The organism is Cypionkella aquatica (genome assembly GCF_030161095.1).
GTDB classification, from domain to species: Bacteria; Pseudomonadota; Alphaproteobacteria; order Rhodobacterales; family Rhodobacteraceae; genus Cypionkella; species Cypionkella aquatica.
Map to the genome: position 1 here is coordinate 280,378 of NZ_BSPP01000007.1, position 14,252 is coordinate 294,629.

10 protein-coding genes and 1 pseudogene are annotated in these 14,252 nt (G+C 63.3%); 9 read left to right on the forward strand and 2 right to left on the reverse strand.

Annotation, left to right across the window (positions count from 1 at the left end; all coding sequences use genetic code 11):
* Positions 1 to 9 precede the first annotated feature (9 nt).
* Positions 10 to 1,199 (forward strand): annotated as a pseudogene (gene pcaF, locus QQJ98_RS09950) (3-oxoadipyl-CoA thiolase).
* On the opposite strand, the gene QQJ98_RS09955 reads toward pcaF, so the two are convergent.
* Positions 1,196 to 2,146, reverse strand: a complete 951-nt coding sequence (locus tag QQJ98_RS09955; protein WP_284325179.1) for a LysR family transcriptional regulator — start codon at positions 2,144 to 2,146, stop codon at positions 1,196 to 1,198. The pseudogene pcaF and the gene QQJ98_RS09955 sit on opposite strands and share 4 nt — an antisense overlap.
* 89 nt (positions 2,147 to 2,235) lie before the next feature.
* On the opposite strand from QQJ98_RS09955, the gene QQJ98_RS09960 reads away from it, so the two are divergent.
* Both QQJ98_RS09960 and QQJ98_RS09965 read left to right on the forward strand, forming a co-directional pair.
* Entirely contained in the window at positions 2,236 to 3,309 is a 1,074-nt protein-coding gene (locus QQJ98_RS09960; protein WP_284325180.1) for a maleylacetate reductase, read from the forward strand.
* A 25-nt stretch (positions 3,310 to 3,334) separates the two neighbouring features.
* Complete coding sequence (locus QQJ98_RS09965) at positions 3,335 to 5,092, forward strand: FAD-dependent oxidoreductase (RefSeq protein ID WP_284325181.1); 1,758 nt, start codon at positions 3,335 to 3,337, stop codon at positions 5,090 to 5,092.
* Between the two features lie 417 nt (positions 5,093 to 5,509).
* Here the strand turns inward: QQJ98_RS09965 and QQJ98_RS09970 are convergent, their stop codons facing one another.
* A complete protein-coding gene (locus QQJ98_RS09970) occupies positions 5,510 to 5,890 on the reverse strand; it encodes a hypothetical protein (RefSeq protein WP_284325182.1) in 381 nt (126 codons plus the stop codon).
* Between the two features lie 156 nt (positions 5,891 to 6,046).
* Between QQJ98_RS09970 and QQJ98_RS09975 the strand changes: the two genes are divergently transcribed.
* The 6 genes from QQJ98_RS09975 (at position 6,047) to QQJ98_RS10000 (ending at position 14,244) form a co-directional block, all read left to right on the forward strand.
* On the forward strand, positions 6,047 to 7,669 hold the full coding sequence (locus tag QQJ98_RS09975; protein WP_284325183.1) for an OpgD/OpgG family glucan biosynthesis protein: 1,623 nt from the start codon (positions 6,047 to 6,049) through the stop codon (positions 7,667 to 7,669).
* Positions 7,670 to 7,677: 8 nt separating this feature from the next.
* Positions 7,678 to 7,893 (forward strand): hypothetical protein, encoded by a 216-nt coding sequence (locus QQJ98_RS09980; RefSeq protein WP_284325184.1) that lies wholly within the window; start codon positions 7,678 to 7,680, stop codon positions 7,891 to 7,893.
* Positions 7,894 to 7,897: 4 nt separating this feature from the next.
* The gene (mdoH, locus tag QQJ98_RS09985; protein WP_284325185.1) at positions 7,898 to 9,682 is read left to right on the forward strand and encodes a glucans biosynthesis glucosyltransferase MdoH; all 1,785 of its coding nucleotides are present in this window, start codon (positions 7,898 to 7,900) and stop codon (positions 9,680 to 9,682) included.
* Entirely contained in the window at positions 9,675 to 10,832 is a 1,158-nt protein-coding gene (locus tag QQJ98_RS09990; protein WP_284325186.1) for an OpgC family protein, read from the forward strand. The genes mdoH and QQJ98_RS09990 overlap by 8 nt, the downstream gene beginning before the upstream one ends.
* 74 nt (positions 10,833 to 10,906) lie before the next feature.
* On the forward strand, positions 10,907 to 12,610 hold the full coding sequence (gene cydD, locus QQJ98_RS09995; protein WP_284325187.1) for a thiol reductant ABC exporter subunit CydD: 1,704 nt from the start codon (positions 10,907 to 10,909) through the stop codon (positions 12,608 to 12,610).
* Positions 12,607 to 14,244: an amino acid ABC transporter ATP-binding/permease protein gene (locus QQJ98_RS10000; protein WP_284325188.1), complete on the forward strand. Its 1,638-nt coding sequence runs from the start codon at positions 12,607 to 12,609 to the stop codon at positions 14,242 to 14,244. The genes cydD and QQJ98_RS10000 overlap by 4 nt, the downstream gene beginning before the upstream one ends.
* Positions 14,245 to 14,252: the final 8 nt, after the last annotated feature.

Below are 14,252 nucleotides of genomic sequence, written 5' to 3' on the forward strand. Positions count from 1 at the left end.
AACGCCCCCATCACCCCCGTTTTCATATGCGACTATATCCGCACGCCGATCGGGCGCTATGGCGGGGCGCTTGCGGGGGGATGCGCCCCGATGATCTTGCTGCGGTGCCGATGCGGGCCTTGATGGCGCGAAACGCGGGCGTTGATTGGGCGGCGGTGGATGATGTTATTTTGGGGTGCGCCAATCAGGCCGGAGAGGACAACCGCAACGTCGCCCGCATGGCTGCGCTGTTGGCAGGGCTGCCAGTTGGCGTCACCGGCACCACCATCAACCGGTTGTGCGGCTCTGGCATGGATGCGGTCCTGACCGCCGCCCGCGCCATTGCCGCAGGCGAGTCCAATCTGATGATCGCGGGCGGCGTGGAAAGCATGTCGCGCGCGCCCTTCGTGATGCCCAAGGCCGACAGCGCCTTTTCACGGCAGGCCGAGATTTACGACACCACCATCGGCTGGCGGTTCATCGACCCGGCGATGCAGCGGGCCTATGGCACAGAGTCTATGCCGCAGACCGGGCAGAATGTGGCGGATGATTACGGCATCAGCCGCGACGCACAGGATGCCATGGCGCTGGCTTCTCAAGCGAAAGCCGCTGCTGCCTTCGCCCGTCTTGCGCAAGAGATCACGCCCGTGGCCATGCCGCAGCGCAAAGGTGACGCGCTGGTGGTGGATCGCGACGAACACCCCCGCGCCACCACGCTTGAGGCGCTGGCGAAATTGAAGCCGCTGTTTGCGGGCGGCTCGGTCACGGCGGGCAACGCGAGCGGTGTGAATGACGGGGCGGCGGCGCTGCTTTTGGCGTCCGAGACCGCAATCAAGGCGCATGGCCTGACCCCCATCGCCCGCATCCTTGGCGGTGCGACCGCAGGCGTGCCGCCCCGCATCATGGGGATTGGTCCGGCACCTGCCAGCCAAAAGCTGATGGCGCGGTTAGGGTTGACCGAGGCCGATTTCGCGGTGATCGAGTTGAACGAGGAGTTTGCCGAACAAGGCCTTGCCACCCTGCGGCAGCTGGGCATCGCGGATGATGACCCCCGCGTGAACCCCAACGGCGGTGCGATTGCCTTGGGTCATCCGCTGGGTATGTCGGGCGCGCGGATCACCGGCACCGCTGCGCTGCAACTGAGCCTTGGGCAAAAATCACTGTCCACCATGTGCATCGGCGTCGGCCAAGGCATCGCCATCGCGTTAGAGCGGGTTTAACCGCGCCGCCGCGTCACCTGATCTTCATGCTGGATGCGCGCCTCAAGCAGGGTGAACTCATCGGTCAGAAAGCCCGCGAACTGGCGCAGCGCGGGCGGCTTGCTGCCGTCGGTCAGAGTCAGCAGGCCCAGTTGGCGGTCGGGATGTTCGATCTTCAGCCGCAACGCATCAAGCCCCGAGGCTTTGCGCGACAAGAACACCACCGAATAGGGCAGCACGGTCAGCGAATCCGATCCCGCGAGGATCGAGTTGATAGACGCCAGCGTGCCGCCCGAAAAACTGACCCTGAAATCCTCTTTGCCGATGGATTTCAGGGCCTGTTGCAGATCACGGAACAACGGGCTGTCGGTCGGTGGCGCGATCCATGGGTAAGGCTCGATATCGGCCAAAGTGATAGCACCCCGCCGCATCAAGGGGTGGCCTGCCCGTGCCGCGATCACATTGCGGCCCGGCAACAGCGGCACAAAGCTCATGTCTGCGGGCACGCTGGTTCGGTGCAGCGGCACGATGGCCATATCAAGCGAGCCGTTGCGCAGGCTGGCTGTCAGTTGATCCACATAGCCGTAGGACTGCGCGATCTGCACCTCGGGGTGGCGGGTCTGAAAATCGGCGATGAAGGTTGAAACGACGCCATCCATAAAGATCGGCGTGCCTGCGATGCGCAACCGCCCGGTGTGGCCCATCCGGTAGCTTTGCACCAACCGACTGGCCTCGGCGTTTTCGGCATGGATGCGCGCGCCGATCTTGGCCAACCTGTCGCCCAACTCGGTCGGGCGCAAAGGGCGCTTGCCCGGCTCGAACAGCGGCGTGCCGATGCGATGCTCCAGCAGCGCCATGGTGCGCGACACCGAGGGCTGCGATTTGCCCAACGCCTCGGCGCCTTCGGTCAGACCGCCCTTGGCGACGATCATCGCCAGAATTTCCAGATATTCACTGTCAATCTTCATAACGCAAAGCGATATAACCAATGCGCGATCCGATCAATATAAAGCTTTTCCAGCGATAGGGTGATCAGATCGGAAGAGGAGTGCCTGCCATGTCGTTGTTTCAAGAAAGCTTTGCGACAAGCTTTCCCGCTGTAAGGGTGCGCTTTGGGGCAGGGGTCCGGCATCTTCTGGGCGACGAAATGACGGCGCTGGGGGTCTCGCGTGCGCTGATCCTGACCACGCCACAGCAGGCCGACACTGGGGCCGAATTTGCCGAAGCGCTGGGCGCGGGGGCGGTTGGCGTGTTTGCGGGTGCGACGATGCACACCCCGGTGGCGGTCAGCGAATCCGCGACCGCGCGGGCGTTGGAGTTGCGCGCCGATTGCGTGGTGGCGGTGGGCGGGGGTTCTACGACCGGGCTTGGCAAGGCGATTGCGCTGCGCACCGATCTGCCGCAAATCGTGATCCCAACCACCTATGCGGGGTCAGAGGCCACCGGCATCCTTGGCCAGACCGAGGGCGGGCGCAAGACCACGCTGACCTCGGCCAAGGTGCAGCCCGAGGTGATCCTTTATGACGCGGAACTTGTCCGCAGCCTTCCAGTCAGCATGACCGTGACCAGCGCGCTGAACGCCATGGCCCATGCCGCCGAGGCGCTTTACGCGCAAAACCGCTCGCCCCTCTCGACACTGATGGCGCTGGAAGGGCTGCGGGCATTCCGCGCCGCGCTGCCTCGGGTGCTGGACAACCCGGATGATCTGCGCGCACGGGGCGAGACGCTTTACGGGGCCTGGCTGTGCGGCACGGTGCTGGGCAGCGTCGGCATGGCCTTGCATCACAAGCTTTGTCACACCTTGGGCGGCAGTTTCGATCTGCCGCATGCCGAGACCCATGCCGTGATTCTGCCGCATGCCATCGCCTATAACGAGGCCGCAGCCGCCGATCTTCTGGCCCCCATCGCCACGATCTTTGACGGACCCACACCGGGCGAGGCGCTGCACCGCTTTGCGTTAAGCATGAACGCCCCCACCGCGCTGCGCGATCTGGGGATGGCAGAGGCTAATCTGGACCGCGCCGCCGATATTGCGGTGCAAAACCCATATTGGAACCCGCGCCCCATTGAGCGCACCGCACTGCGCCAGCTTTTGCAGGCCGCCTGGGCCGGAGACGCCCCGCAGGTCTGACCGACAATCCACAGGGAGGAAAACCATGGCAGATATCACAACCGAGGTGCTGATCATCGGCACAGGCCCATCCGGTGCGGCGACAGCGGCGCTGTTGTCCAGCTACGGCATCCAGAACATGGCGATCAACCGCTATCGGTGGCTCGCCAACACCCCGCGCGCCCATATCACCAACCAACGCACCATGGAGGTGCTGCGCGATCTGGGCCGCGATGTCGAGGATGAGGCCTATGTCTTTGCCACCGGGCAAGACCTGATGGGCGAGAACATCTTTTGCGAAAGTCTGTCGGGCGAGGAAATCGGCCGCATGAAATCCTGGGGCAACCATCCGCTGTCACGGGCTGAACATCTGATGTCCTCGCCCACCAAGATGAACGACCTGCCGCAGACGATGATGGAGCCTTTGCTGTTCAAGACCGCCTGTTCGCGCGGCACGCAAGCGCGAATGTCGACGGAATATCTGCGCCACGAGCAGGATGCCGACGGCGTCACCACCACCTGCCGCGACCGCCTGACCGGCAAAGATCTGACGATCCGCTCAAAATATCTGATCGGCGCGGATGGCGGCAAATCTCTGGTGGCCGAACATGCGGGCCTGCCTTTTGAAGGCAAGATGGGCGTTGGCGGCTCGATGAACATCCTGTTTCGCGCCGATCTGTCCCGCTATGTCGCGCACAGGCCGTCGGTTCTTTATTGGGTGATGCAGCCCGGCGCTGATGTTGGCGGCATCGGCATGGGTCTTGTGCGCATGGTGCGGCCTTGGAACGAATGGCTGATCGTCTGGGGTTATGACATCAACGGGCCAGAGCCGAAAGTGACACCCGAATTTGCGACCGATGTGGCGCGGCAACTGGTGGGTGATCCTAACCTTGAGATCGAGCTTTTGTCGGCCTCGGTCTGGACGGTGAACAACCGCTATGCCACCCGCACTTCAAATGGCCGGGTGTTCTGCATGGGCGACGCAATCCACCGCCATCCGCCGTCGAATGGTTTGGGCTCCAACACCTCTATTCAGGATGCGTTCAATCTGGCGTGGAAGCTGGCGCTGGTGCTGAAGGGGCAAGCGGGCGAGCGGCTGTTGGAAAGCTATGATGCCGAGCGCGCGCCCATCGCCAAACAGATCGTCACCCGCGCCAACCAGTCAATCGCGGAATTTGGCCCGATCTTTGAATCGCTCGGCATGGGCGAAGGTGTGGACCCCGAGCAGATGCAAAAGAACCTGAGTGCGCGCAGCGCAGGCACGGCGGCGGCGGAAGGCCAGCGCGAAGCCATCCGCAAGGCCATCGCCTTCAAGAAATACGAATTTGACGCCCACGGGGTCGAGATGAACCAGCGCTATCGCTCGGCTGCGATAGAGACCGATGGCCAGATCGAACCGGCCTTTGCGCTGGATGCTGATCTGCACTACCAGCCGACCACTTGGCCCGGCGCGCGGCTGCCCCATGCGTGGGTTTACCGCCGTGACAGCGGGGCCGCAGTTTCAACGCTCGATCTGTGCGGCCATGGCCGCTTCACGCTGTTGACGGGGCTTGGCGGCGAGGCTTGGGCGAGCGCTGCAACCAAAATCGCTGCGGAGTTGGGGATCGAAATCACAACCCATATCATCGGTCCGCGTCAATCATATGTTGATCACAGCGGCGACTGGGCGCGGGCCAGTGAAATCCGCGACAATGGCTGCCTTCTGGTGCGGCCAGATCATCATGTCTGCTGGCGTGCCGAGAGTCTTTCGGCAGCTCCGGCAGCGGATTTGGGAAGGGTTCTGCGCAAGGTGCTGGCCCGATAGGCTGGGCAAAGCTGGACAGCAGCTGTTGTGCATGGTCTTGTTCTGACCTGTTCAAATTGCGCTGTCTGTGGCTTTGCCCCCTTGCCCTGATCCGGTTTGAGGCAGGGTCTGGTCCAATCGAACGGACCAGAGATAAACCGCAGCAGCTTCACCAAAGTGCGGCTCATCCGTTGCCATGCAGGCGCTTGCAAAGCAATCTGCCGAGAGGCGGGCGGGCGTGCCGGGTGATTGGCCCTTGCCTGATTATCATGCGATATCGGGTGCTCGGTCCGAACGCCCCTGCGTCATGGCAGCGGTTGAAAGAACAAACCCAAACGCGGCGTCGATTGACATTCTGGTCGCCCTGCAAGTTGCAGGGCGCATCGCCAACAACGCCAAGGTTCTGTGCGCACCGGATTCCACCGAAAACGCCCGATGTTAAGATGAAACATGCGGTCGATAATAGACACGAGTCCTCTCGTTCACCTGCTTAGATGCAAATCCATCATGCCCGCCACGCGCCATCGCAACGCTGCCGCGAGCACCTGTTCGGCTTCCCGTGCTTGATTGCGCTAACGCCACGGGGAAGTTGACGTCGCTCAAACTGCCCCAGACTTCTTCCTCGCCGTCGTTGTGAATTTGCAGAAAGATGCGCCTTGCCTCAAAGTTCCCATTATTTTTAACCCACGCGAACAGCTGGCTGGAAATGATTGCAAAGCAGGCGAGTGCTGACAAAACTGGCACAATCTCGCGCAACTGGCGGCTTTGTGACCCGGTGCGACCACGACGGGAATTGACCTTTTCGCCGTCCTCACGCATCTGATCGCATAACAGAGTCGGCCCCGCGCGTTGGGTTTCCTTTGCAGGTGCAGCATGGCAGGAATGTCATGGCTGCATGGCATGGTGACTAGCGCGAAGCCCGATAACCTGAGAGATAGATTGAGTTTTCCTCCGAATCGGAGAGCAGGAGTTATCATGCCGGGTCAACCGGATTTGTCAGCCAGCGTCGCCCGTCGTTCCTTCCTTGCTTTGCTCGGGGCTGGGGCCTTGCTGCATTGCAGCACAAGCTTGTCTGGTGCGGCTTGGGCGCAAACCGCGACCGATCCTGCAGCCGCTGCGCCGGCCGCGCCTGATGCGGCCGAACCGTTTGATTTTGATCGTCTTACCGAAAACATGCGGGTGCTTGCGACGCAACCGCATCAGACCCCGACCAAGGTTGAGGGCTTTTTCAGCAGCTTTACCTACGACGATTATCAGGCGATCCAGTATAACCCGGAACGCGCGCGTTGGGCTGGGCCGAAGGCTGGCTTCAATGTGCAGGCCTTCCATATGGGCTGGCTGTTCGCCGAGCCGATCCAGCTGTTCGAGGTCAAAGAAGGCCAAGCCCGCCCGATGGGGTTCTCGACCGATGATTTCCGCTACTATGATCGCGTCAAGGCCCGCGTCCCTGCGCATGAACCGCTGCCGGGCGTTGCGGGTTTCCGGCTGAACGCGCCGCTGAACCGCGCCGATCTGTTTGACGAGGTGGTGGCTTTCCTTGGTGCCAGCTATTTCCGGGCTTTGGGTCGCGGCAACGCTTACGGCCTTTCGGCGCGCGGTCTGGCGATCAACACCGCCTTGGGCAAGCCCGAGGAATTTCCGCGCTTTTCACGCTTCTGGCTGGAAACTCCGGCCCCTTTTGCGCGCGAAGTTGTGGTCTGCGCTGCACTGGAAAGCCCAAGCGTCACCGGCGCTTACCGCTTTGTGATCCGTCCGGGCGTCAACACCGAGATGGATGTGACCGCGCGGCTGTTCTTCCGCAACGAAGTCGATCAGATCGGTGTCGCACCCTTGACCTCGATGTTCTTGTTCTCGGAAAAGAACCGCACGGATTTCGACGATTATCGCCCGAATGTGCATGACAGCGACGGCCTCGCGATCGAGCGCCGCGATGGCGACAAGATCTGGCGTCCGCTGAACAATCCGCCGCGCCTGTCGGAATCGTATTTCGCCGAGCAAAGCCCGCATGGCTTTGGCCTGATGCAGCGCGATCGCAACTTTGAAGCCTATCAGGATGCGGCCGCCCATTACGAGCGTCGCCCGTCCTTGATGGTCGAACCTTTGGGCGATTGGGGCAAGGGCGCTGTGCGTCTGGTCGAAATCCCGTCTGAACTTGAGGTCAACGACAATATTGTGGCGTTCTGGGTGCCAGATGCCAAACCGGTGCCCGGCGTGATGTCGGAATTCAGCTATCGTTTGCATTGGGGGGCTTTGCCTGCCGACACCGCGCAGGACATCGCTTTTGTCAAAGAGACCCGCACCGGGGTAGGGGGCGTGTCCGGGGTGGAAAACACCGATGGCAGCCGCAAGATCGTGGTCGATTTTGAAGGCGGACTTCTGGCCTCGCTGCCTGCCGATGCCAAGGTCGAAGCCATGGTCACCATCAACGGCGGCGAGATCGTGCATCAAGCTTTGTCAGAAATTCCGGGAACCGATTTCTGGCGTTTGGTGTTGGACATTACAGTAGCACCCGGCATGACGGTCGAGTTGGGGGCACATATCACCGGCTACGGCCGTAAACTGTCCGAGAACTGGCTTTATCAATGGGTGAGCGCATGACTTTGCAGATGGCTGACACGAAGGGCGCGTTGCCCGTGGTCCCTTCTACTATGCCCCGCTCGCACACCGCTCACCTGCAGGCCGAGCAGCTTATCCAAGTGATGGCACCGCCGCGTGCAGCTTTGGCAATGCCGAAACAAGTGCTGACCCGCAAGCCGTTCCGGCTGTTGCGGTTGCTGCGCGTCTGGCTGTCGATTGCGCCGGGCTCGCGTCGCCTCGGCTAGCGCTATGACCAACCAGAAACCTGTTGCGCGGGACCTGACCAGTGGTGCCCGCGCTTTGGCTATTGCGGCCAGCGTGCTTGCAGCTGCGGCTGCCGGCATGGTGTTTCAGATTTACGGTGCGGCCGATGGCGTCGGTGTGCTGGATGTGCTGCGCAGCACGCTGATTTTCTTTTCAACCTGGTGGTTGGCGTGGGGGGCGGCGACGGCTTTGCTGGGGCTGACCTCGCGGCAGCGGCCAAGCGTTGCGCGGGTGGTGGGCGCGATCAAGGGGCGCACCGTGGTGATTGTGCCGGTCTACAATGAAGACCCGCTGATCACCTTTGCCCGCATAGCCGCGATGGACGACTCGTTTCGGGCGCTGAACAGCGGGTTGCAGTTGGATTTTGCCGTGCTGTCTGACACCCGCGATGAAAACATCGCTGTGGCAGAGCAGCGCTGGTTCGCGCAGCTTTTGGCGCGTCAGCAGGCCGAGGGGCGGATGTTTTACCGCCGCCGTGCCCGCAACATTGGCCGCAAGGCGGGCAATATTGAAGAATTCATCACCACTTCAGGCGGAGCATGGGATTACGCGGTGATCCTTGACGCCGACAGTCTGATGGAAGGTGCGACGATTCTGGAAATGATCCGCCGGATCGAGGCAGAGCCCAAGCTCGGCCTGTTACAGACTTTGCCCATCGTGGTGCAGGCGCATACCCGCTTTGGCCGCGCGATGCAGTTCGCGGCGGGATTTCACTCGCCGATTTTCGCGCGCGGATTGGCGGCGACCCAAGGCAAGACCGGGCCGTTCTGGGGCCATAATGCCATTGTGCGGATCAGGGCTTGGGCCGAAAGCTGTGGCTTGCCGGAACTGCCGGGCCGCGCGCCGTTTGGTGGCCATATCATGAGCCATGATTACGTCGAAGCGGCGCTGCTAGCGCGGGCAGGCTGGCTGGTGCGGCTGGACGATGATTTGCGCGGGTCTTACGAAGAAGGCCCCGAAAATATCATTGACCACGCCAAGCGCGACCGCCGCTGGTGTCAGGGCAATCTGCAACACGCCAAGGTCTTGGCAGCACCCGGCCTCAAGCTGTGGAGCCGTTTTGTCTTTGCGCAGGGCATCTTTGCCTATATCGCGCCACTGTTGTGGCTTGCGTTCATCATTGCCTCGGTTGCTGCCGTCTATTGGGTCGAAGTGCCCGATTACTTCCCCGAGGCCAATTGGCCGTTTCCGGTGTTTCCCAATGATCAGACGCCCAAAGCCATCGGCCTTGCGGTGGGGGTGTTCGGGCTTCTGGTGATGCCAAAGCTGCTGGTGGCGATTGATGCGATCTTCACCGGGCGGGCGCGTGGCTTTGGTGGCATCCTGGGCGTGTTGCGCGCGGTGTTTGCCGAGTTGTTGTTGTCATCGCTGATCGCGCCAATTCTTATGGCTTTCCAAAGCCGTTCTGTTTTACAGGTGCTTCTGGGACGAGATGGCGGCTGGCCGCCAAATAACCGGGGGGACGGCGGTTTGGATTTTTCAGAGGCTTGGGCGGCGGGCGGCTGGATCAGCTATTTTGGCGTGATCGGCATTGTGATGACGCATCTGCTGGCGCCAGTGCTGACCTTGTGGCTGTTGCCGGTGGCTTTGCCGATGGCACTGGCGCCCGTGTTGATCTGGTGGACCTCGCGCAGTGTTGGCCGCAGCCGCTTCACTGTGCCCGAAGATAGCGCCATGCCCGCGATCCTGACCCGCCACGCGGCTGTGCTTTCGGCTTGGGCTGCGGCCCAGCCAGTTGTCGCACCAGCGGCAGAGGCCAACCTTGGCTGAGCTGGCAGCGCAGGCGGCCACGCATAGCCGCGATTACCGGATTGATTTCCTGCGCGGCGTCGCGCTGGTGATGATCTTCATCAACCATATCCCCGGCACGGTGTGGGAGAATTTCACCTCGCGCAACTTCGGCTTTTCCGATGGGGCCGAAGGCTTCGTGCTGATGTCGGGCATGGCAACCGGGTTGGCTTACGGCCCCGTTTTCCTGCGCGCGGCCAACTGGCGGCAAGCCTTTAGGCCGTGGCGGCGGGCGTTCACCTTGTGGTGGGTGCATGTCTTGGTGGTGGCGCTGATCGTCGCGTTATTTCTGGCCACCCAGCATGATCCGGCGGTGGCGAAAATGGCCGTCAAGCGCAACATCGCCCCGGCCTTGGAGGATACATTCGGCTTTGGCCTGCCACTTGCGACCTTGGGCCATCAATTCGCCTATGCCGATATTTTGCCGCTTTATGTGGTGCTGATGCTTTGGGCGCCTGCGTTGCTGGCGCTGGCGGTGCGCTGGCCACGCGCCTTGATGGCGGGCTCTTTGGTGCTTTGGTTTGGTGTCGGACTTATTCGCTACACCATGCCGACATGGCCGCTGAGCAATGGCTGGTTCTTCAATCCGTTCTCGTGGCAGGTGCTGTTTGTGGCGGGGATGTTGACGGGCATCGCGATCCGGCAAGGGCGACGCTGGCTGCCGATCCGCACATGGGCCTTGCGGGTGTCATGGGCGTTTCTGATCCTTGCGGCGCTTTGGGTGCAGGTCGGCGTGGTGGCAAGCTATGGCGGGCATACCCTGTGGCTGCTGCATGAATATGCGCATTTCCCATCTGTGTTCACCTCGTTTGAGAAAAGCTATGTCTTTGCCCCGCGGCTGTTGCACATACTGGCGCTCGCCTATGCGCTCAGCGCGCTGCCGTTGCTGAAAACCGTGGCAAACAGCCCGAAAGTCGCTGGGATCGTGCTGCTGGGCCGTCATTCCTTGCCGGTGTTTGCCACCAGCACGGTGCTGGCCTATGGCGCTCAGGTCGCCAAAGCGATGAACCCGCCGTCGTTCTGGCTGGATACGGCGTTGCTGGCGGGGGGGCTGCTGATCCTGTTCGCGGTGGCATGGTGGCGCGATGGCCAGAAACGTGCAGCGCAGCTGAAGTCCGCCCGCCCCGTTTGAACGCGGCCCAGCCAGAACACGTGGGAAGGCCAATCTGAAACAGGCGCGGATTGCCGCAGGGGGCGGGCTGTGCGTTGCCATCGCGCAGCGCAGCACTTAGGCATCTGGTCAGCAATGACGGGATGGCAATGGCCGGGCAAGACGATCAGACGCTGCGCGACCTGCTGGCCCCCGAGCGTGGCCGCTTGCGCCGGGCTGCGCTGATCTCGGCCCTAGCTGCCACGCTCTGGCCCGCACAGGCGGCGGTGGTGGCACTGGCCTTGGCGGGCTTGCTGGCGGCCGCGCCTGCGCCGATCTGGCCCTATGTGCTGGGCTTTGCGCTGCTGGGCATCCTGCGCGCCCTTCTCAACACTTGGGCCGAGGGTCTGACCTATGCCGCAGGTCATGCCGTGGTGACGCGCATCCGCGCAGACCTTGTCGCCCGTGAAGCACGCAACACTGACGGCCCCGCCGCAGGCATAGTCGCAGCACTGGCTGCGGAAAAGCTGGATGCGCTGCTGCCCTATATCAGCCGCTACGCCCCGGCGCGGGCGCGGGTGACTGTGGTGCCACTGTTGATCCTTGCGCTGGCGTTCTGGCACTCGTGGGCGGTTGGGGTGGTCTTTCTGATCACCGGGCCGCTGATCCCGGTGTTCATGGCCCTGATCGGCTGGGCCGCGCAAGCCGCCAGTCAGCGCCAGATGGCCGAGATTGGCAGCCTGAATGATGTGCTGGTTGAACGGCTGTCAGCACTGCTCGACATCCGGTTGCTCGGGGCCTCTGGCGCGATGATCACGGGCTTTGCACAGGCTGCAGATGGCTTGCGGGCGCAGACGATGGCGGTGCTGCGGGTGGCGTTTTTGTCCTCGGCGGTGTTAGAGCTGTTTGCCGCCATAGGGGTTGCCATGGTCGCGGTGTTTGTCGGCTTTTCGCTGCTGGGTCTGTTGGGGTTTGGCACCTATGGCACGCCGCTGGCACCGGCTGCTGGCATCTTCCTGTTGCTGCTGGCACCAGAGTTCTACCAGCCCCTGCGCGATCTGTCCGCCGCATGGCACGACCGCGCGGCCGCTTTGGCGGTGGCGGCAGAGCTTGCAGCGTGGCAAGCGGCCAACCCTGCGCCGCTGCTGGGGCAGGGCGCGCGGGTGGCGCGTTTGCCGGGGCCTGCCCGGATCGAGGCTAGCGGCCTGCGGCTGCATCTGGGTGGCCAGACCCTGATCCTTCCCGATTTCAGCATCGCACCGGGTGAGAAAATTGCCCTGGTTGGGGCCAGTGGCACCGGCAAGACCACGCTGCTGCGGCTGATCGCGGGGATGCAGCAGATCGACGCGGGCGAGATCAGCGTCGCAGGGCAGCGGCTGGATGCGGCCAACGCCGATGCGTGGCGCGCGCGCCTTGGCTGGATGCCGCAAAACCCGCATTTTCTGAACGCCAGTCTGCGGCACAATCTGGCGTTTGGTGGTGCGGATTCGGGCGCGGATTTAGGCCCCGCCTTGCAAGCCGCCGTCGTGCAGGATGTGGTCGCAGCCCTGCCGCGCGGCCTTGCCACGCATTTGGGCGAAACCGGCGCTGGCCTGTCGGGCGGCGAGGCGCGGCGCTTGACGTTGGCACGCGCGCTTTATGCCCGCCCCGATGTGTTGCTCGCTGACGAGCCGACGGCTGATCTGGATGCAGAAACCGCGCGCGCCGTGCGTGCCGGATTGCTCAACCTTGCGGCAACCGGCTGCACTTTGATCATCGCCACGCATGACCCACGGCTGGCCGCAGAGATGGATCGCGTGATCCGGGTCGGTGCAGCATGACGGCACTTTGGCAGGTGTTCGCCCTGCTTTGGCGTGATCAGCGCCGGGCCTTGCTGCGCGGCGCTGTGCTGGGCGTGGTGGTGCTTCTGGCGGGGGTCAGCTTGCTGGGGGTTTCGGGCTGGTTCATCACCGCAGCCGCCGCCGCCGGATTGGCGGGGACGGGGGCGGTGTTCGATGTGTTCCGCCCCTCGGCCATGGTGCGGTTTCTGGCGCTTGGTCGCACCGCCGCGCGCTATGGCGAGCGGGTTCTCAGCCATGATGCGACACTGCGCGCCTTTGCCAGCCTGCGGGTGCGCTTGCTGTCGGCCTATGCGCGGCTGCCCTATGATCGGCTGGTGGCTTTGCGCGGGCCGCAAGTCCTGAACCGGCTGACCGCCGATATTGACGCGCTGGATGGCGTGCCGTTGCGGCTGATTCTGCCCCTGATCGCGGGGCTTTTGGCGCAGGCCGTGGCGTTCGCGGTGCTTTGGGCGCTACTGGGGTTTGAGATCGCGGCAATGCTGGCTTTGGGCTTTGTGGCGGGGGGCGGCTGCATCCTGATCTGGGCCGGCAGGGCGGCGCTGGCTCCGTCGCGCCGGGCTGAACTTGCCGGGCAAGCCTTTCGCACGCGGTTGATCGACTTGGTGCAGGCGCGCGGCGATCTGGCAATTTACGGCCAGTTGGTGGCGCAACAGACTGCCGTTCTGGCCGCCGATCAGCGCCGCCAGATCGACCGCCTGCACCAAGACCGGATCGAGCGTCGGGCGGGCGCGGCGCTGGCTTGCCTTGGCACGCTGCTGTCCAGTGCCGCCCTTGGTCTGGGGATGCTGGCCGCACAACAGGGCGCGCTCAGCCCCGCACTGGCCGCAACCGGATTTTTCGCAAGCCTTGCCTTGCAGGAAACTCTGGCCCCCTTGCGCCGGGCGATGGCCGAGTTTGGCCGCATGGCGCTTGCCGCGCGCCGGGTGATGGGCGGGCTTGCCCCTGTCGCCTTGCAAACGGGCAGTGCAGTGACCGCGACGACGCTGCACCTTGAAGCTGCCAGCTATCACCGCGCGGGGGCCAGCCGCCCAAGTCTGGCACCGCTGACGCTGAGCCTTGCCCCCGGCCAAACCGTCGCCCTTGCCGGGGCCAGCGGCGTTGGCAAATCAACCGCCTTGATGCTGGCCGCAGGGTTGCTGCAGCCCAGCAGCGGCAGGGTTCTGCTGGGCACAGACCCGCTTGAGACCTGCAGCGAGACCGCCTTGCGCGCCCAGATCACCCTTGTTCCGCAACGCAGCGCCTTGATGGCGGGTAGCATCCGCCAAGCACTGACGCTTGCCGCCCCCGATGCCGATGACGCCAGCCTTTGGGCGGCGCTACAGGCCACGCAGCTTGATCAGGTCATTGCGGCCAAGGGCGGTCTGTCATTTCAGCTTGGCCCCAAAGGCAGCGGTTTGTCGGGCGGCGAATCCCGCCGCCTTTGCCTTGCCCGCGCCTTGCTGAAGCGCCCGGCGATCCTGCTGCTGGACGAGCCGACCGAGGGCCTTGATGCCGACACCGCCGCCCTTGTGCTGGCTGGCATCCGCCGCCATCTGCCGCAAGCCGCGATCCTCACTGCGTCACATCGCCCTGCCGAGCTGGATTGGGCTGACATTGTGCTGCAACTGACCTAACTTCAAAT